General features: G+C 72.4%; 18 protein-coding genes. 15 read left to right on the top strand and 3 right to left on the bottom strand.

Features of this window, described 5'->3' with window-relative positions:
• The first annotated feature begins 51 nt into the window (after positions 1 to 51).
• Positions 52 to 417 (top strand): DUF3499 domain-containing protein, encoded by a 366-nt coding sequence (locus ACZ6S4_RS22950; protein WP_023358955.1) that lies wholly within the window; start codon positions 52 to 54, stop codon positions 415 to 417.
• On the opposite strand, the gene ACZ6S4_RS22945 is transcribed toward ACZ6S4_RS22950, so the two are convergent.
• Entirely contained in the window at positions 398 to 1,303 is a 906-nt protein-coding gene (locus ACZ6S4_RS22945; protein ID WP_465476873.1) for a polysaccharide deacetylase family protein, read from the bottom strand. The genes ACZ6S4_RS22950 and ACZ6S4_RS22945 overlap by 20 nt on opposite strands.
• 168 nt (positions 1,304 to 1,471) lie before the next feature.
• Positions 1,472 to 2,026: a DUF3455 domain-containing protein gene (locus ACZ6S4_RS22940; RefSeq protein ID WP_465476872.1), complete on the bottom strand. Its 555-nt coding sequence runs from the start codon at positions 2,024 to 2,026 to the stop codon at positions 1,472 to 1,474.
• A 114-nt stretch (positions 2,027 to 2,140) separates the two neighbouring features.
• Between ACZ6S4_RS22940 and ACZ6S4_RS22935 the strand changes: the two genes are divergently transcribed.
• A complete protein-coding gene (locus tag ACZ6S4_RS22935; protein ID WP_465476871.1) occupies positions 2,141 to 2,659 on the top strand; it encodes a GNAT family N-acetyltransferase in 519 nt (172 codons plus the stop codon).
• Here the strand turns inward: ACZ6S4_RS22935 and ACZ6S4_RS22930 are convergent.
• Positions 2,656 to 4,092 (bottom strand): aldehyde dehydrogenase family protein, encoded by a 1,437-nt coding sequence (locus tag ACZ6S4_RS22930; protein ID WP_465476870.1) that lies wholly within the window; start codon positions 4,090 to 4,092, stop codon positions 2,656 to 2,658. The genes ACZ6S4_RS22935 and ACZ6S4_RS22930 overlap by 4 nt on opposite strands.
• Positions 4,093 to 4,149: 57 nt before the next feature.
• Between ACZ6S4_RS22930 and ACZ6S4_RS22925 the strand changes: the two genes are divergently transcribed.
• The 13 genes from ACZ6S4_RS22925 to ACZ6S4_RS22865 all read left to right on the top strand — a co-directional run bounded on the left by ACZ6S4_RS22925 (position 4,150) and on the right by ACZ6S4_RS22865 (position 17,957).
• On the top strand, positions 4,150 to 5,295 hold the full coding sequence (locus ACZ6S4_RS22925) for an SUKH-3 domain-containing protein (protein ID WP_465476869.1): 1,146 nt from the start codon (positions 4,150 to 4,152) through the stop codon (positions 5,293 to 5,295).
• 71 nt (positions 5,296 to 5,366) lie between these two features.
• Complete coding sequence (locus ACZ6S4_RS22920) at positions 5,367 to 6,641, top strand: GAF domain-containing protein (protein ID WP_465476868.1); 1,275 nt, start codon at positions 5,367 to 5,369, stop codon at positions 6,639 to 6,641.
• A 38-nt stretch (positions 6,642 to 6,679) separates the two neighbouring features.
• Positions 6,680 to 8,203, top strand: coding sequence for an aldehyde dehydrogenase (gene adh / locus ACZ6S4_RS22915; protein ID WP_465476867.1), 1,524 nt, complete (start codon positions 6,680 to 6,682; stop codon positions 8,201 to 8,203).
• 3 nt (positions 8,204 to 8,206) lie between these two features.
• Positions 8,207 to 8,581 carry a DUF779 domain-containing protein gene (locus tag ACZ6S4_RS22910; protein ID WP_465476866.1) on the top strand — a complete coding sequence of 125 codons (375 nt, stop codon included), beginning with the start codon at positions 8,207 to 8,209 and terminating at the stop codon, positions 8,579 to 8,581.
• Between the two features lie 67 nt (positions 8,582 to 8,648).
• Positions 8,649 to 9,335 (top strand): endonuclease V, encoded by a 687-nt coding sequence (locus tag ACZ6S4_RS22905; RefSeq protein ID WP_465476865.1) that lies wholly within the window; start codon positions 8,649 to 8,651, stop codon positions 9,333 to 9,335.
• 78 nt (positions 9,336 to 9,413) lie between these two features.
• The gene (locus ACZ6S4_RS22900; protein ID WP_465476864.1) at positions 9,414 to 10,793 is read left to right on the top strand and encodes a phosphomannomutase/phosphoglucomutase; all 1,380 of its coding nucleotides are present in this window, start codon (positions 9,414 to 9,416) and stop codon (positions 10,791 to 10,793) included.
• 47 nt (positions 10,794 to 10,840) lie between these two features.
• Positions 10,841 to 11,023 carry a Trm112 family protein gene (locus ACZ6S4_RS22895; RefSeq protein WP_465476863.1) on the top strand — a complete coding sequence of 61 codons (183 nt, stop codon included), beginning with the start codon at positions 10,841 to 10,843 and terminating at the stop codon, positions 11,021 to 11,023.
• A complete protein-coding gene (locus tag ACZ6S4_RS22890) occupies positions 11,023 to 12,246 on the top strand; it encodes an SIS domain-containing protein (protein WP_465476862.1) in 1,224 nt (407 codons plus the stop codon). The genes ACZ6S4_RS22895 and ACZ6S4_RS22890 overlap by 1 nt, the downstream gene beginning before the upstream one ends.
• Positions 12,243 to 13,208, top strand: a complete 966-nt coding sequence (locus ACZ6S4_RS22885) for a cation diffusion facilitator family transporter (protein WP_465476861.1) — start codon at positions 12,243 to 12,245, stop codon at positions 13,206 to 13,208. The genes ACZ6S4_RS22890 and ACZ6S4_RS22885 overlap by 4 nt, the downstream gene beginning before the upstream one ends.
• 22 nt (positions 13,209 to 13,230) lie before the next feature.
• On the top strand, positions 13,231 to 14,418 hold the full coding sequence (gene manA / locus ACZ6S4_RS22880) for a mannose-6-phosphate isomerase, class I (protein ID WP_465476860.1): 1,188 nt from the start codon (positions 13,231 to 13,233) through the stop codon (positions 14,416 to 14,418).
• A 50-nt stretch (positions 14,419 to 14,468) separates the two neighbouring features.
• Entirely contained in the window at positions 14,469 to 15,035 is a 567-nt protein-coding gene (locus tag ACZ6S4_RS22875) for a GNAT family N-acetyltransferase (protein ID WP_465476859.1), read from the top strand.
• A gap of 338 nt (positions 15,036 to 15,373) precedes the next feature.
• Complete coding sequence (gene ahcY, locus ACZ6S4_RS22870; RefSeq protein WP_465476858.1) at positions 15,374 to 16,861, top strand: adenosylhomocysteinase; 1,488 nt, start codon at positions 15,374 to 15,376, stop codon at positions 16,859 to 16,861.
• 247 nt (positions 16,862 to 17,108) lie between these two features.
• The gene (locus tag ACZ6S4_RS22865; RefSeq protein WP_465476857.1) at positions 17,109 to 17,957 is read left to right on the top strand and encodes a helix-turn-helix domain-containing protein; all 849 of its coding nucleotides are present in this window, start codon (positions 17,109 to 17,111) and stop codon (positions 17,955 to 17,957) included.
• Positions 17,958 to 17,973 lie beyond the last annotated feature (16 nt).

The raw sequence follows: 17,973 nt of genomic DNA, 5'->3' as shown, positions 1-17,973 counted from the left end.
TGGGTCGGCGTGTCGCGGCTACCGGCCGCCGCGGGGAGATAACGTGCCGCCGTGAGGTCACCACGGCGCTGCTCCCGGAACGGCTGTCCCCGACAGGCGGTCGCCACTCTGACCTACGTCTACAGCGACTCGACCGCGGTGGTCGGCCCGCTGGCGGCGTTCGCCGAGCCGCACACGTACGACCTGTGTGAGCCGCACGCCCGCAGCCTGACCGCCCCGCGCGGGTGGGAGCTGGTGCGCCACGACGGTGACTTCGCCCCGCCGCCGCCCACCACCGACGACCTGGTCGCGCTGGCCGACGCCGTCCGTGAGGCGGCCCGTCCGGCACCGCCGCCGCGCCCGGAGGAGCACGACAACCTGCCGGGGCACCAGACCGGCCGCCGCGGCCACCTGCGGGTCATCCCGCCCTCGCACTGAGGCCCTGGCTGGGCAGCGCCACCAGTCGGTAGCGCTTCTGCAACCACGGGATCAGTTCCCGGTACGCCGAGATCGTGGTCGGCTGCCCGTAATCGTGGGACAGCACGATCGCGCCCTTGCCGACGTGCTTCTTCACCGCGTGCACGACCTTGGCCCGGTGCGCCGCGTCCGACTCGCCGCCCGGGTGCTCCCAGTCGCGCGGGTCCACCTGCCAGTAGATCGACGTCATGCCCAGCTCGGCGGCGGCGGCCACGAAGGCCGGCGTGAAGTTCCCGCCCGGCGCCCGCAGGTAGCTGATCCGGGCCCCGGGCACGGCCCGCCGGATGGCGTCGTTGGTGCGCTGCAGGTCCGCCCGGATCACCGCGGGCTTCTTCTTGCCCAGCGTCAGGCTGTGCCGCCAGGTGTGGTTGCACAGGGTGTGGCCCTCGGCGGCGATCCGCCGGACCAGTCCGGGGTACGCCGCGACGTTCTGCCCGACGACGCAGAAGGTGGCCTTGACCCGCGTCTGCTTGAGCAGGTCCAGCATCCGCGGGGTCTGCACGGGGTCGGGCCCGTCGTCGAAGGTCAGCGCCACCGCGGCGCCGCCGGTGCGCATGAGGCTGCCGGCCGGCCCGTCGGCGTGGGCCGGGACGCGCTTGGCCGGCTTCTTGCGCGCAGGGGCCGGAGCCTTTAAGGGGACGGCGGCGGGCTTCGCCGGGGCGGTTTCGCGCCGGGCCGGCTTCGTCGGAGCCGGCGCCTCGGCGGTGGACCGCGACGGCGCCGGAGCGGCCGAGGTGGCCGGGGCGGCGCTGACCCAGCGCGGGTCGCTCTCGGCCGCCACGGCCGTGCCGCAGCCGGCCAGGACGCTCAGCGCGAGGCCGAGCAGCAACACCTTGGGGGTACGCATCGCAGACAATCTCCGTCCGTCAGTCACCAACGAGGACGGAGGAAATATGGTCCCGTGCGCCGCCGCGAAGTTCGATCCCCCGCAGGGCTGGCACTCATCGGGGAGAAGATCCGTCCGGCCGGGGGCATTGGGGCAACGCCTCCGGCCGGATCGGTTCGGATCAGCGGGTCACTTGCTCCAGAACACGTACAGGGCGCCGTAGGGGACCGCCTTGGTCGTGCCGTCGGTGCAGGCGCCGGCCGGGGCCACGCCGCCGGAGGTGTAGAGCCGCTGGATGTGGGTGGCCTTGGCCAGCAGACCGTTGTCCGGGCCACTGTGGCTGTTGATCGTGAGCAGCAGCTCGGCGATCGTGCCGGGGCGCGCCCGCTCCGCCGTCTTCGTCGCCGTCACCAGGGAACCGTCGCGCTCCGACTGCCAGCTCGGGCCCTTGAAGTGGTGCAGCAGGCCACCGGGGCCGGCCAGCTTGGCCTCGGGCACGGAGCCTCCGGTGAAGACGCCGCCGGTGCAGGTGTAGGTCTGGGTGCCCTTGACGACCCGGTAGCTGCCGAGCCGGACCGCGCCCGCCGGCGGATCGATGACCGACGGCGACGCCACCGGCCGCGGCCGGGACCCGGGGGTGAGCTCCGCGGCGGACGCGTTGTAGCTGATCGCGCCGACGCCCACCAGCACGGTGGCGGCGGCGGCCATGGTCAGGGCACGGACGCGGGTTCGGGTACGGGGCATGGCAGTGTTCTCCTCCGATAGGTATGTCGCACCCCAGTACGCGGGCCACACGACTACGGATGGCCGGCTGCCCGAAAGTCGTCGGGCATTGCCCGGATAGACGATCCTGTGTGGATGACAGACCTCGACCTGCGTCCGGTTACCGAAGCGGACCTGCCGATGTTGCGGCGTTTCGCCGTCGAGCCCGGCCTGATCGGCAACGACTGGTTCGGCTTCCGTGACCCGCGGGCCCAGGACCGCCGCTTCGCCCAGGACGGCTATCTCGGCACCGACAACGGCCGGCTCATCGTCGCCACCGAGGGGCCGGCGGCGGGCTTCGTCACCTGGTCCGAGGGTCGGTACGGCGGCGCGGCGAGCTACTGGGAGATCGGCATCGTGCTGCTCCCGCAGTGGCGCGGCCGCGGCCTCGGCTGGCGGGCCCAGGCCATGCTGTGCGACTACCTTTTCCTGCACACCCCGGCACAGCGCATCCAGGCGGGCACCCAGCCGGAGAACGTGGCCGAGCAGAAGTCGCTGGTGAAGGCCGGCTTCCGGCTCGAGGGCACGGTCCGGTCGGCGGAGTTCCGGGCGGGCCAGTGGCGCGACGGACTGCTCTACAGCCGGCTGCGCACCGACCCCACGGTGGCCGTCTAGAGGTCGATGCCGGTCAGCACCATGACGCGCGGCTCGGTGTAGTCGTCCATCGCGCTGGCCACGCCCTCCCGGCCCACGCCACTGCCCTTCACCCCGCCGTACGGCATCTGGTCGGCCCGGTACGACGGCACGTCGCCCACGATCACGCCACCGACCTTCAGGTCACGGTGTGCGGCGAACGCCGTCTGGATGCTGTGGGTGAAGATGCCCGCCTGGAGCCCGTACGCCGAGTCGTTGATCGCCGCGAAGCCGGCGTCGTCGTCGCTCACCTCGGCCACCACCAGCACCGGCCCGAAGATCTCCTCGGTGACCACCTTGGCGCCGGCCGGGACGCCGGTCAGCACCGTCGGCGGGTACGTCGCACCGTCGCGCTTGCCGCCCACCGCCACCGTCGCGCCGCTGGCCACCGCCTCGTCGACCCACTCCTCGACGCGTTTAGCCGCGTCCTCGCTGATCATCGGGCCGACCTCGACCGCCGGGTCCCGCGGGTCGCCGGTGCGCAGTGCGTTCACGGCGTCGAGCAGCCGCGGTAGGAAGCCGGTGAGGCTCTCGTGCACGTAGACCCGCTGGACCGCGATGCAGCTCTGGCCGGCCTGGTAGGTGCCGAAGGTCGCCACCCGCTGGGCCGCCCAGCTCAGGTCGGCGTCGCTGCGGTAGTCGCCGCACAGCAGGACCGCCGCGTTGCCGCCCAGTTCGAGCGTCACGTGCTTGTCCGGCGCGGACCGGCGGATCTGCGCGCCGACCGGGCCCGAGCCGGTGAACGACACGATCGGCAGGCGTGGATCGGCGACCAGCGCGGCGGCGCGGTCGTTCGGGACCGGCAGCACCGAGAACATGCCGGCCGGCAGGTCGGTCTCGGCCAGCAGCTCGCCCAGCAGAAGCGCGGTCAGCGGGGTGGCCGGCGCGGGCTTGAGCACGATCGGCGCGCCGACCGCGATCGCCGGGGCGATCTTGTGGGCGACCAGGTTGAGCGGGAAGTTGAACGGCGCGATGCCCAGCACCGGCCCGCGCGGCACGCGCCTGACCAGGGCGAGCCGGCCGGCGCCGCCGGCGTCGGTGTCGAGGCGCTGCAGGTCGCCGGTGAACCGGCGGGCCTCCTCGGCCGCCCACCGGAAGACCGACACGGCCCGGTCGGCCTCCAGCCGGGCCCATTTCAGCGGCTTGCCGTTCTCGGCGGTGATCAGCGCGGCGATCCCCTCGCGGCGTTCGGCGAGGCGGCGCGAGACGTGGTCGAGGGCGGTCGCGCGCACGTGCGCGGGCAGGGCCGCGGCCCGGTCGGCGACCTCGGCCGCTGCCGCGACTGCGGCTTCGACCTGCGCCGCGGTGGCCCAGGTGGTCCGCCCGACCGGCCGCCCGTCGTACGGGTGCGTCACCGTGACTTCGTCGTCACCATGCGCTGTTTCGCCCGCGACATAGAACGCTGTGCTGTCCACCCGGCCAGCCTATGTCGCCGCCCGCCGGTATGGTCGGCGCTCGGCCCGGGAGGATCGATGACTATGCAGCTGGTGCTGCCCAGCGGTGTGACGTTGCAGCGCCGCGACACTCCGGCGGACGCCCATGACCTGCCGCCGCACGTGCTCGAACGCATCGCGCTGCGCTGGGCGGAGCGCGCCGGCTGCGAGCCCGGGCAGGTGGTGCTGCACGAGGACGAGCTCGGCTGGGCCGTGCAGGCGCCCGGCGTCCGCACGAGCTACGCCACGTTTGTCGACAAGGTCACCGGGCGGGTGGTGAGCTTCGCCAATCCGGCTTACTTGGACGATCAGTACCGCGCGCAGCTCGACTACGAGCGCGGTGTGCCGCCGCGCCCCGGCTTCGGCGGTGCGGCGGTCGAGGCGCCGGGAGCGGTCGCGGAGGTGGCGCTGGAGTCGTCCGCGACCGTGCACGCGAGCAGCGTCCGTACCGGTGAGCCGCCGGAACTGCACCCGCTCGTGCGGGCCCGGCTCGACGCCGTCCCGGCCCGCGCCCGGGTCCGCGGCGCCGAGTGGCATCCCGAGCTGATGGCGTTCGGAAAGCTCGTGCGGGGTCCCGATGACGTCGCTACGCACGTCGGACTGTGGCGGGTGCGGGAGCCGTCCGATCCGCGTCAGGGCCATGCCAACGGCGGACCGTGCGCCACCTGCACCGAGGTCCTCGGATACCGCCCGCTGTGGCCCTCGGACCGGCCCGGTCGTAAGGCCGGTGACTCCGCCTGGCAACGCCGGCTCGCCCGCCGCCGGTTGCACCGCCGTCCGGCCCCGGCCAAGGAACGCGTCGCCGAGCGGATCGAGCAGGTGCTGGCGGTCCGCGGGGTCGAGCACGAGCACACGGTCTTCCCGGCAGCGGTCGAGGCGCTCGAGCAGTATCTCGGGGCGGAATCCAGTGTCCAGGTGCCCGGCCGCTCGGTGCGTACGGCGCCGTTCCACATCGATCCGGGGTGGGCCGCCGACACCGCCGACACGCTGGGCCGGGTGGCACGGCGGATCGGTGCGCCGCTCTTCCCGCTCGGCACCGCCGGCTACGAGGGCCTGCTGGCCATCGACCCCGCGCGGCGGATGTTCCTGATCGACGAGACCGGCGAGTGGTCACTGGGCACCGGGCTACCCGCCGCACTCGACACCCTGCTGATGGGCCGATCCGCTCCCCGGGTCGACGGCTGATCAAGGCCCGCTGAACAGGTGGTTGTCGTGGGGCGTGATGCGGGTCACGATGGACGGGACTGGAGGTGCGCATGTCCAACCCGTGGCTCGCGCTCGCCCTCGGCACCGACCCCGCGGAACGGATCACCCAGGTGGGCCGGGCCCACGAACGGTTCGTGACCGGTGAACAACCAGTGACCCAGGTGCGCGACGTGGTGGCCGCGTCCTGGCGGCGCTCGGCCGGCGCGCTGGTCAGCCCCGACAGCACCGCGCCCATCGAGCTCAGCGACGGCGACCTGGAGGCGTACCGGGCCGCGCACCCGCTGGCCCGGGTGCTGCCGATCTTCCGGGACCTGCTCGGCGGGCTGGCCGACGACGGCGACCACCTGATGGCGGTCTGCGACGCGCACGGGCGCCTGCTCTGGGTCGAGGGCACCGCGTCGGTGCTGCGCGGCGCCGAGTCGATGAACTTCGTCCCCGGCGCCCGCTGGGACGAGGCGCACGCCGGCACCAACGCGCCGGGCACCGCGCTCGCCGTCGACCACCCGTTGCAGATCTTCGCCACCGAGCACTTCAGCCGCGGCGTGCAGCGCTGGACCTGCGCCGCCGCGCCGATCCACGACCCGGCGACCGGACGGCTGCTCGGCGCCATCGACGTGACCGGCGGCGACCACCTGGCCAACCCGCACAGCCTCGCGCTGGTCCGGGCGACCGCGCTGGCCGCCGAGGCCTACCTGGGGGCGCAGCAACCGGCCCGTGGTGCCACGGTGTCGGTGCTGGGGCGGGAGGACGCCGTGCTGTCGATCGGCGGCAAGCGGCTGCGACTCGGCCGCCGCCACTCCGAACTGCTCGTGCTGCTGCTGGTGCACCCCGAGGGGCGGACCGGCGATCAGCTCGGTTTCGACCTGTATGCCGACGACGCGAATCCGGTGACCGTCCGCGCCGAGCTCTCGAGGCTGCGCCGCATCCTGGGCCCCGAGCTGCTGGACTCGCGGCCCTACCGGCTCCGGGCCGAGGTCGACGCCGACTTCCTGACGGTGACCCGGCTGCTGGAGCGCGGACTGGTCGCGGACGCGCTGGCCGCCTACACCGGTCCGCTGCTGCCGTCCTCGGACGCCCCTGGGGTGACCCGGCTCCGCCGGCTGGTCGATTCCCGCCTGCGCGCGGCGGTGCTGAGCAGCGGCGACCCGCGCCTGGTGCAGACCTGGCTGGGCGAGCCCTGGGGCACCGACGACCTCGGGATGTGGGAGGCCTACGCCGCCGCCCTGCCACCCCGTTCCCCGGCTCTGCCGCTGGCGGTGGAGCGGATCGGCCAGTTGGCCGTCGAGTATGGTCTTGCAACGTCTGTGCAACGTCGCCGTAACTAACGTCACCCGTACCCGAACTGGTACGGAGGGACACGCGCATGACCATCTATTCCCCGCCCGGATCCGACGGTGCGGTCGTCAGCTACGAATCCCGTTACGACCACTGGATCGGTGGCGAGTACGTACCTCCTGTCAAGGGCCAGTACTTCGAGAACCCCTCGCCGGTGAACGGCCAGAACTTCTGTGAGATCGCCCGGGGCACCGCCGACGACGTCGAGCGGGCCCTCGATGCGGCGCACGGCGCGGCCGACGCGTGGGGCCGCACCTCCGTCTCCGAGCGGGCGAACATCCTCAACAAGATCGCCGACCGGATGGAGGCGAACCTCGAGCAGCTCGCCGTCGCCGAGACCTGGGAGAACGGTAAGCCGGTCCGCGAGACCATGGCCGCCGACATCCCGCTGGCCATCGACCACTTCCGCTACTTCGCCGGCGCGCTGCGGGCCCAGGAGGGCACCCTCGGCGAGATCGACGACGACACCGTCGCCTACCACTTCCACGAGCCGCTCGGCGTGGTCGCCCAGATCATCCCGTGGAACTTCCCGATCCTGATGGCGGTCTGGAAGCTGGCGCCCGCGCTGGCCGCCGGCAACGCCGTCGTGCTCAAGCCGGCCGAGCAGACCCCGGCGTCCATCCACTACTGGATGTCGCTGGTCGCCGACCTGCTGCCGCCGGGCGTGGTGAACATCGTCAACGGCTTCGGCGTCGAGGCGGGCAAGCCGCTGGCCTCCTCGAGCCGGGTGGCCAAGGTGGCGTTCACCGGCGAGACCACCACCGGCCGGCTGATCATGCAGTACGCCTCCGAGAACATCATCCCGGTGACCCTGGAGCTCGGCGGCAAGAGCCCGAACATCTTCTTCGACGACGTCAGCGCGCAGGACGACGACTTCATGGACAAGGCGCTCGAGGGCTTCTCGATGTTCGCCCTGAACCAGGGTGAGGTCTGCACCTGCCCGTCGCGCGCGCTGATCCAGCAGGGCCACTACTCCGACTTCCTCGCCGCGGGCGTCAAGCGCGTGGAGAACATGAAGCAGGGCAACCCGCTGGACACCGACACCCAGGTCGGCGCGCAGGCCTCCAACGACCAGCTGGAGAAGATCCTGTCGTACTTCGACATCGGCCGGCAGGAGGGCGCCAAGGTGCTCATCGGCGGGGCCCGGGCCGACCTCGGCGGGGACCTGGCCGGCGGCTACTACGTGCAGCCGACCGTCTTCGAGGGCGCCAACTCGATGCGGATCTTCCAGGAGGAGATCTTCGGCCCGGTGGTGTCGGTGACCTCGTTCTCCGACTACGCCGACGCGATCAAGACCGCCAACGACACCCTCTACGGCCTCGGCGCCGGCCTGTGGACGCGGGACATGAACACCGCGTACCGGGCGGGCCGGGCGATCAAGGCCGGCCGGGTGTGGACCAACTGCTACCACCTGTACCCGGCGCACGCGGCGTTCGGCGGCTACAAGCAGTCCGGCATCGGCCGCGAGAACCACAAGATGATGCTGGACCACTACCAGCAGACCAAGAACCTGCTGGTCAGCTACTCGCCCAAGGCCATGGGATTCTTCTAGGCCATGGGAGCCCGAGTAGACGTGACGCCCGCGGCGGCCGACCTGATCCGGTCGCTGCGGGGACAGCACGGCCCGCTGATGTTCCATCAGTCCGGCGGCTGCTGCGACGGCAGCGCCCCGATGTGTTACCCGGAGGGCGAGTTCCGTACCGGTGCGAGCGATGTGCTGCTCGAGGAGCTGCACATCGAAGGCGTGGCCGAACCGGTGTCCTTCTGGATGAGCACCTCGCAGTTCGAGGCCTGGCGGCACACCCACCTCACCGTGGACGTGGTGCCGGGCCGGGGCAGCGGCTTCAGTCTGGAGGCGCCCGAGGGGGTGCGTTTCCTGATCCGCAGCCGCATCCTCACACCCGAGGAACTGGCGGCGCTGCCGTCGTGACCAGGCCCGGCCGGACGGCGGGAAACTGCCGCCCGGCCGGGTTGTCGCTGCGCTAGGGTCTCCGCCCGTGACCGACGACGACTGGCCGCGTACCGAAGCCGAGGCGCTGGCCGTGCAGGACGCCCTCCGGCCGCGGCTGCTGGGCGGGCCCGGACCCGGGCGGCCGGCGACGGTCGCGGGCCTGGACGTGGCCTATCACGAGGACGGCGAGCGGCTCGCGGCGGCGATCGTCGTGCTGGACACCGCGGACCACCGCGTCGTGGACACGGCTGTGGTGCGGGGCCGGGCCGCTTTCCCGTACGTGCCCGGACTGTTCGCCTTCCGGGAGATCCCGGCGCTGTTGACGGCCCTGGACCGGCTCACCGTGCGGCCCGATGTGCTGATCTGCGACGGCCACGGGCTGGCGCATCCCCGGCGCTTCGGACTCGCCTGCCACCTGGGCGTGCTCACCGGCCTGCCCTCGTACGGCGTCGGCAAGACCCCGCTGGTGGGCAGTTGGGAGCCGCCCGGCGAGCGCCGCGGCGACCGGTCCCCGCTCGTCGACGACGGGGAGACCGTGGGCGCCGTGCTGCGGACCCGGGACGCGGTGAAGCCGGTCTTCGTCTCGGTCGGGCACCGGATGGACCTCGGCACCGCCTGCGCGCTCACCCTCGGGCTCACGCCCCGCTTCCGGCTGCCGGAGACGACGCGGGCCGCCGACCGGGCCTGCCGGGACGGATTGCGGCAGCCGGATGTAACAGTCCCGAGACGGTGACGCCACGCTGTTGCGACCCGCCGGTCACCCTCGCTCCGATAGTGTCGGCGGGTCGAACATCGTGCCGAGGAGTGACCGTTGTCTGATCTGTCCCAGCTCGTCAAGGCGTACGACGTCCGTGGCGTCGTGCCCGACCAGCTCAACGAGACCGTGGCCCGGGCCCTGGGCACGGCGTTCGTGGAGATGCTCCGCGAGTCGGGGGACGACGCGGAACGGATCGTGCTGGCCCACGACATGCGCGAGACCGGCCCCGCGCTGGTCGCCGCGTTCTCCGCCGGGGCCAACTCGGCCGGCGCCACCGTCGTGCACACCGGCCTCGGCTCGACCGATCAGCTCTACTACGCCTCGGGCGTGCTCGGCCTGCCCGGCGCCATGTTCACCGCCAGCCACAACCCGGCGAAGTACAACGGCATCAAGCTGTGCCGGGCCGGCGCCCGCCCGGTGGGCCAGGACAGCGGTCTGATCATCGTCCGGCAGCGGGCCGAGGAGCTGCTCAACGACCTCGACGCGGTGGGCGAGGTGCCGCCGGCGATCGAGCACCGCAACCTGCTCGCCGACTACGCCCGGCACCTGCGCGGGCTCGTCGACCTGTCCGGCATCCGGCCGCTGAAGGTCGTCGTCGACGCCGGCAACGGCATGGGCGGCTACACCGTCCCGGCCGTGCTCGGCGACCAGGAGCTGTCCGCGCTGCCGCTGGAGATCGTGCCGCTCTACTTCGAGCTGGACGGCTCGTTCCCGAACCACGAGGCCAACCCGCTGGACCCGGCCAACCTGGTGGACCTGCAGGCCGCCGTCCGCGAGCACGGCGCCGACCTGGGCCTGGCCTTCGACGGCGACGCCGACCGCTGCTTCGTGGTCGACGAGAACGGCGACCCGGTGTCCCCGTCGGCCATCACCGCTCTGGTGGCCAAGCGGGAGCTGGCCAAGTTCCCGGGCAGCACGGTCATCCACAACGTGATCACCTCGGCCGCGGTGCCCGAGATCATCACCGAGAACGGCGGTGTCCCGGTCCGCAGCCGGGTCGGCCACTCCTTCATCAAGGCGGAGATGGCCCGCACCAACGCGGTCTTCGGCGGCGAGCACTCGGCGCACTACTACTTCCGTGACTTCTGGTTCGCCGACACCGGCATGCTCGCCGCGATGCACGTGCTCGCCGCGCTCGGTGGCCAGCCGCAGCCGCTGTCGCAGTTCGCGGCCGAGTTCGAGCGTTACGCCGCCTCGGGTGAGATCAACTCCACGGTGGCCGACGCGCCCGCCAAGGTCGCCGAGGTCCGCGCCGCGTTCCCCGACGCCACGCTGGACGAGTTCGACGGCATGACCCTGCGGCTCAGCGACGGCGCCTGGTTCAACCTGCGTGCCTCCAACACCGAGCCGCTGCTGCGCCTGAACGTGGAAGCGCCGAAGCCGGACCGGATGGCGGCCCTGCGCGACCAGGTGCTCGCCATCGTTCGCGGTTAGGATCACCTGGATCCGCAAAGCCCGCGCACGTTATAAGGAGCCGTTCGGTGGCCCTCGACCCGCAGTTGCTGGAGATTCTGGCCTGCCCGGACACACACCACGCGCCGCTGGAGTACGACGCCGGCGCGCAGACGCTGACCTGCACCGAGTGCGGACGCGTCTTCCCGGTGCGTGACGACATCCCGGTTCTCCTCCTGGACGAGGCGATCACCGAAGGGAAGGTTTCCTGATGGCGGGCCCGTTCGAGGGAGGGGCCGGTCTGACCGGGCGCCGGGTGGCCGACGAGTCGCTGCTCTCCGACGAGAAGGCGATGCTCGAGAACGACCCGGGCGGCATGCTGCGGGCCACCGCGTCCGCCGGCGCCCAGGTCCGGGAGTCGGCCGCGCTGGCCGCCGAGGCCAACCTGAGCGTGCTCGCCGACGAGGGCCGGCCCCGCGCCGTCGTCGTGGCCGGCATCGGCACCGCCGGCCTGACCGGTGACATCCTGGCCACCGTCGCGGGCCCGCGCTGCCCGGTCCCGGTCATCGGGCACCGCAGCGCCGGGGTCCCCGGCTGGGTCGGCGCGGCCGACGTGGTCATCGCCGTCTCGGCCAGCGGCCGCAGCCCCGAGGCGCTGGCCGCCGCGGACGCCGCCGCCCGCCGCGGCGCACGCCTGGTGGCGATCGGCAACCCCGACTCCGAGCTGCAGGCCGTGGCCGAGCGGGCGCGGGCGCCGTTCATCCCGGTGCCACGGCGCGCCCCGGCCCGGGCCAGCCTCTGGGGCCTGGCCGTGCCGGTGCTGCTGGCCGCCCGCAGCCTGGGCCTGGTCAAGGTCAACGAGGCCGACCTGGCCGAGACCGCCGCCCGGCTGGACGCCGACGCCGAGCGCTGCCGGGCCGGGGCCGAGTCCTTCGTCAACCCGGCGAAGTCGCTGGCGCTGGGGCTGGCCGGCTCGATCCCGATCGTGTGGGGCTCGTCCCCGCTGGCCACGGTCGCCGCCCGCCGCTTCGCCGACACCCTGGCCGCCAACGCCCGCTATCCGGTGATGGCCGGTGCGCTGGGCGAGGCCGGCCGCGGCCGGGTCGGCCTGCTCGACGGGCCGTTCGGCGGCCTGGCCGAGTCGTCGCGCGACATCTTCGCCGACCCGGATGAGCTGGAGGAGCTCAGCACCCGGCTGCGGCTGGTGGTGCTGCGCGACGGCGGTCTCAACCCCGAGGAGGAGGCCGACGAGCCGGTGGCCGTCGAGGAGCGCCGCGCGGACGCGGTGCAGACCCTCGCGGAGCGCCGCGGCGTGCGCTGCGACGTGGTCACCGCCGAGGGCGGCTCGGCCCTGGAGCGGCTGGCGTCGCTGGTCGCGGTCCCCGACTTCGCCTCGATCTATCTGGCCCTGGCCCACGGCCTGGACCCGATGGCCGTGCCGGCCATCAACGAGATGAAGGAGCTCAGCAACCCGATGCCGGAGGGACTCCAGTGAGCGCAGGCGGCGGCACCAAGGCGATTATCGCGGCCCTGGCGGCGAACCTGGGCATCGCGGCCACCAAGTTCGTCGCGTGGCTGCTGACCAGCTCGTCGTCGATGCTGGCCGAGTCCATCCACTCGGTCGCCGACTCCGGCAACCAGGCGCTGCTGCTGCTCGGCGGCAAGCGCGCGCAGCGCAAGGCCACCCCGGAACACCCCTTCGGGTACGGCCGTGAGCGCTACATCTACGCGTTCATCGTCTCCATCGTGCTGTTCAGCGTCGGTGGCCTGTTCGCGCTGTACGAGGCGTACCACAAGATCCAGGAGAAAGAGGGCATCCACGAGTGGCAGTGGGTGCCGGTGACCGTGCTGGTCGTCGCGATCGGCCTGGAGAGCTACTCGTTCCGGACGGCCATCAAGGAGTCCAACCACACCCGCGGCAAGACCTCCTGGGTCAACTTCGTGCGCCGGGCCAAGGCGCCTGAGCTGCCGGTCGTGCTGCTCGAAGACGCGGGCGCGCTGCTCGGCCTGGTGTTCGCGCTGTTCGGCGTGGTGCTGACCCTGATCACCGGCAACGGCATCTGGGACGGCATCGGCACGGCGGCGATCGGCCTGCTGCTGGTGACCATCGCCGCCATCCTGGCCCTGGAGACCAAGAGCCTGCTGCTCGGAGAGGGCGCCAACCCGGAGGACGTCGCCAAGATCCAGCAGGCGATCATGGCCGGTCCCGGCGTCGAGCGCATCATCCACATGAAGACGCTGCACCTGGGCCCGGAGGAGCTGCTGGTGGCCGCGAAGATCGCGGTGCAGCCGTCGGAGCTGGCCGCGGACGTGGCCCGGCACATCAACGAGACCGAGGTGCGGATCCGCGAGGCGCTGCCCATCGCCCGTGTCATCTACCTGGAGCCGGACATCTACCACCCGCAGGCCGGGGCGACCTCGGCGACCGAGGCCGGCACTCTGCCCGCGACGGCGTAACTCTTCACGAAACGGGGCGGCTGTGGCTGCTGTTTACCCCCTGCGGGGTGTCATCCGGCCGTACGCCTGGGGCTCGCGGAGCGCGCTGGCCGAGCTGCAGGGCCGGCCGGCGCCCACCGACGCTCCCGAGGCGGAGCTGTGGCTGGGTGCCCATCCGGGTGACCCGTCCACGGTGACCGGGCCGGACGGCCCGGTCAGCCTGGCCGCGCTGATCGGCGACGATCCGAAGGGTCAGCTGGGCGCCGAGGTCGCCGACGAGTTCGGGGCCCGGCTGCCGTACCTGATGAAGGTGCTGGCCGCCGAGGCGCCGCTGTCGCTGCAGGCCCACCCGGACGCCGAGTACGCGAAGCAGGCGTACGCGGCTCAGGAGGCCGACCCGCAGGCCGTGCGCAACTACACGGACGCGCACCACAAGCCGGAGATGCTGGTCGCGCTCACGCCGTTCGACGCGCTCTGCGGTTTCCGGGCCCCGGACGTGTCCGCGGCGGTCCTGGAGGGTCTGCGCATCCCGCGCCTGGCCCCGGTGATCGCGGCCCTGCGGGCTGGTCCGGCCGGGCTGCGCGACGCCGTCCAGGAGCTGCTGACCTGGCCGGCGGACGACCGCACAGCCCTGATCGCGGACGTGCTCGCGGCGGCCCGCGCCTCCGGCGAGTACGCCCAGAGCTACACCCTGGCGGCCGACCTGGCCGGCCGCTACCCGGACGACCCGGGTGTGCTGGTCGCCCTGCTGCTCAACCAGGTCCGCCTGGCGCCGGGGGAGGCGATCTACATGCCGGCCGGCAACCTGCACGCCTACCTGAGTGGCACGGGTGTCGAGATCATGGCGGCCAGCGACAACGTCCTGCGCGGCGGGCTGACCCCGAAGCGGGTGGACGTCGACGAGTTGCTGCGCGTGCTGCGCTTCGAGGTCCTGGCCGACCCGATCCTGCCGGCGACGCAGGTGGCGCCGGGCGTGCAGACGTGGCCGGTGCCGGTCCGCGAGTTCGCGCTCTACCGGCTCGAGCTCACCCCGGCCGGCCCGCCGTTGCGCCTGCCGGGGGAGGGGCCACGCATCGTCCTGGGCGTCCGCGGCGACGTGTTCGTGGCCGAGGCGGTCGACGGCACGCCGGTCGAGGTGACGCCGGGGACGGCGGCCTACGTCCCGGCCGAGACGGGTCCGGCCACGGTGGCCGGCGTCGGCGAGGTCTTCGTGGCGGCCGTAGCCTCCTGACCGGTTCGCGCTCGCGGCGACCGGTCCGGGCCTCTGCGAGGATTTCTCGCATGGGTAGTGCTGAGAACATCGACATCCGCCCGGGCGCCGTCGCGGACGTGCCGATCGTGCTGGGATTGCTCGACAAGGCGGTCCGCTGGCTGGTGGCGCGGGGCCGGCCCGGTCAGTGGGGCACGGAACCGCTGTCGGCCCGGCCCCAGCTCCACGCCTCGACCAGCGACGCGGCCCGGGCCGGCAACCTGTTCCTGGCGTACCTCGGCGGGCAGCCGGTGGGTGCGCTGACGGTCGGCAACACGCCCGCCTACGTCCCGCCGGCGCCGGAGCCCGAGCTGTACGTGAACCTGCTGGTGACCGATCGCGACCACCCGGGACACAACGTCGGCGGACGCCTGCTGGACCACGCCCGGCAGCTGGGCCGGGCGCGCGGGGCGGTCCTGCTGCGGGTCGACTGCTACGCCGGCGACGACCAGGCGCTGATCCGCTACTACGAACGCCAGGGATTCCGGCGGGTCACGCCGTTCGAGGTCGCCCGGGAGAACGCCCCCGCCTGGCCGGGGCAGCTGCTCCAGGACCGCCTCGATGACGGGCCGTCACCTGCGGGGAACGCCACGACTTAAGGATTCGACCCGAAATTTCCCGATTTGCTTGACATGGCGTGTGCGGAGTGTGAATCTATAAACACGCAGCGTCATTGGTGATCGGGGGGTCCCACGGACGCGCGCGGTACCAAACCGGGGGGATGAACGGGGCGGCGGATCTTCGGACCCGTCGCCCCGTTCGCTGTCCGGAAGATCCTCCCGGCGGCCGGGTGACAGGGCGCGACGCCACGCCGGCCGGGCCGGGGTGCCGGTCGGCCCGGTGCTGCGGGTGTCGGCTTTGTGCGCGTACCGGAAAAGAACTGGCCGTCGGCGTAAAGTTGACGGCTGCCTTGACCCCCGTCTCCCCAGGAGCATGGATGACCAGCACCCTCCGCGCCGCCGCCGGTGCGCAGCGCCCCAAGACCGTCGCCGAGGGCGACTTCAAGGTCGCGGACCTCTCGCTCGCCGCGTTCGGTCGTAAGGAGATCGAGCTGGCCGAGCACGAGATGCCCGGCCTGATGTCGCTGCGCAAGGAGTACGGCCCGAGTCGGCCGCTGCGGGGCGCGCGGGTGACCGGTTCGCTGCACATGACGATCCAGACCGCGGTCCTCATCGAGACGCTGACCGCATTGGGTGCCGAGGTCCGCTGGGCCTCCTGCAACATCTTCTCCACCCAGGACCACGCCGCGGCCGCGATCGTCGTCGGCCCGGACGGCACCCCCGAGGCCCCCGCCGGGGTGCCCGTCTACGCCTGGAAGGGCGAGACGCTGGAGGAGTACTGGTGGTGCACCGAGCAGGTGCTGCGCTGGCCCGACGGCGAGGGCCCCAACATGATCCTCGACGACGGGGGTGACGCCACCCTGCTGGTGCACAAGGGCGCCGAGTTCGAGAAGCTCGGGTCGGTCCCGGCCGCGGACACCGCCGACTCCGAGGAGTACGCGGTCATCCTGAGCGTGCTCGCTCGTTCGCTGCGCGAGGACGACCGGCGCTGGACCCGGATCGCCGCCGGCATCAAGGGCGTCACCGAGGAGACCACCACCGGCGTGCACCGTCTGTACGAGATGCAGCAGCAGGGCACGCTGCTGTTCCCGGCGATCAACGTCAACGACTCGGTCACCAAGAGCAAGTTCGACAACAAGTACGGCTGCCGGCACTCGCTGATCGACGGCATCAACCGGGCCACCGACGTGCTGATCGGCGGCAAGGTGGCGGTGGTCTTCGGCTACGGCGACGTCGGCAAGGGCTGCGCCGAGTCGCTGCGCGGCCAGGGCGCCCGGGTCATCGTCACCGAGGTCGACCCGATCTGCGCGCTGCAGGCCGCGATGGACGGCTACCAGGTCGCCACCATGGACGACGTGGTCGAGACGGCCGACATCTTCGTCACCGCGACCGGCTGCTTCAACGTGATCACCAGCGAGCACATGGCCCGGATGAAGCACCAGGCCATCGTCGGCAACATCGGGCACTTCGACAACGAGATCGACATGGCCGGCCTGGCCCGGCGCCCGGACGTGCGGCGGATCAATATCAAGCCGCAGGTCGACGAGTGGAAGTTCGCCGACGGGCACTCGGTGATCGTGCTCTCCGAGGGCCGCCTGCTGAACCTGGGCAACGCGACCGGGCACCCGTCGTTCGTGATGAGCAACAGCTTCTCGAACCAGACGATCGCCCAGATCGAGCTGTTCACCAAGACCGACGAATACCCGGTCGGCGTCTACGTGCTGCCCAAGCACCTGGACGAGAAGGTCGCCCGGCTGCACCTGGGCGCGCTCGGGGTCAAGCTCACCGAGCTGACCAAGGAGCAGGCGTCGTACCTGGGGATCGCGGTCGAGGGCCCGTACAAGCCGGACCACTACCGCTACTGAGAGTCGTGGGCCGCCGCGTGGAAAAGCGAACCGGCGGTTGCCGCCACCGGTCCGCTTCCCTGTCTGCCGGCCACCCCCGCAGGCGGCCCGCAGGTGGCCGCAGCAACCCGCGGCCTGGTGCGCTGCCTCCCGCCCGGCGACCCGCACCAAAGTCTGCCTTCCCCTCTCATTACCACACGGTCCGGGCTCCGCTGCAAGTGCATATAGTGTCGTGCAAGTTGCAGTCAGTCACCGGTACGGTGGTCCCGTGGCGAGGCCGACATCGATGGCCGCACGCCGGGAGCTCGGCGCCGAGCTGCGCCGGCTGCGCGGCGAGCGCCGGGGGGCCGAGGTCGCGGCCCGGCTCGGCTGGTCCGAGTCCAAGCTGAGCCGGATCGAGACGGCCCGGACCGGGATCAGCGAGGCGGACCTCGACCGGCTGCTCCGGCTCTACGCGGGTACGCCGGGTGAGCAGTCCCGCCTGCGTGACCTGGCCCGGCGCGGACGGGTCCGGGTCTGGTGGGCGCCCTACCGCTCGTCGGTCGCCGAGCCCTACGACGAGTACGTGGCGTTCGAGGCCGAGGCCGTCGTCATCTGCGAGTGGGAGGCGCAGGTGGTGCCCGGCCTGCTGCAGACCGACGAGTACGCGCACGCGGTCATCGAGGTGGGCGCCGACCTGCACGACCCGGAGACGGTGCAGCAGCGGACCGCCCTGCGCATGGCCCGGCAGAGCGTGCTCACCCGCGACCCGCCGCCTCGGCTCTGCGTGGTCCTCGACGAGTCGGCCCTGCACCGCGAGGTCGGCGGCCGCGACGTGCTGCGCCGCCAGGTGCAGCGGCTCTACGACGCCAGCCAGCGGCCCGGCGTCGAGCTGCACGTGCTCCCGTTCGCCGCGGGAGCCCACGCCGCGCTGGGTGAGGCGTTCGTCATCTTCGAATTCGGCGACTCCGGGCGGGCGCCGGTCGTGCACAGCGAGGACCTGGTCGGCGGCCAGTTGCGCACGAAAGACTCGCACGTGCGGGTGTACCGGGAGGCTTTCGCCGATCTCCGGCGGCGGGCGCTGACGGTGGACGACACTCGGGATCTGATCGCTCGAACGGGGGATGGCCTGCGGTAGCCGATGGGCGTTACCC

The organism is Actinoplanes sp. NPDC051405, from assembly GCF_055586185.1.
The sequence above is the reverse complement of the archived record's forward strand: the minus strand, read 5'-3'. Positions and strand labels throughout refer to the sequence as shown.

What these genes read in the sequence shown, in the direction of transcription:
- ACZ6S4_RS22935 (WP_465476871.1), top strand. Translation starts at nt 2,141, where the DNA reads ATGACAGACCTCGACCTGCGTCCGGTTACCGAAGCGGACCTGCCGATG.
- ACZ6S4_RS22925 (WP_465476869.1), top strand. Translation starts at nt 4,150, where the DNA reads ATGACTATGCAGCTGGTGCTGCCCAGCGGTGTGACGTTGCAGCGCCGC.
- ahcY (WP_465476858.1), top strand. Translation starts at nt 15,374, where the DNA reads ATGACCAGCACCCTCCGCGCCGCCGCCGGTGCGCAGCGCCCCAAGACC.
- ACZ6S4_RS22920 (WP_465476868.1), top strand. Translation starts at nt 5,367, where the DNA reads ATGTCCAACCCGTGGCTCGCGCTCGCCCTCGGCACCGACCCCGCGGAA.
- ACZ6S4_RS22945 (WP_465476873.1), bottom strand. Translation starts at nt 1,303, where the DNA reads ATGCGTACCCCCAAGGTGTTGCTGCTCGGCCTCGCGCTGAGCGTCCTG.
- adh (WP_465476867.1), top strand. Translation starts at nt 6,680, where the DNA reads ATGACCATCTATTCCCCGCCCGGATCCGACGGTGCGGTCGTCAGCTAC.
- ACZ6S4_RS22875 (WP_465476859.1), top strand. Translation starts at nt 14,469, where the DNA reads ATGGGTAGTGCTGAGAACATCGACATCCGCCCGGGCGCCGTCGCGGAC.
- ACZ6S4_RS22890 (WP_465476862.1), top strand. Translation starts at nt 11,023, where the DNA reads ATGGCGGGCCCGTTCGAGGGAGGGGCCGGTCTGACCGGGCGCCGGGTG.
- ACZ6S4_RS22940 (WP_465476872.1), bottom strand. Translation starts at nt 2,026, where the DNA reads ATGCCCCGTACCCGAACCCGCGTCCGTGCCCTGACCATGGCCGCCGCC.
- ACZ6S4_RS22910 (WP_465476866.1), top strand. Translation starts at nt 8,207, where the DNA reads ATGGGAGCCCGAGTAGACGTGACGCCCGCGGCGGCCGACCTGATCCGG.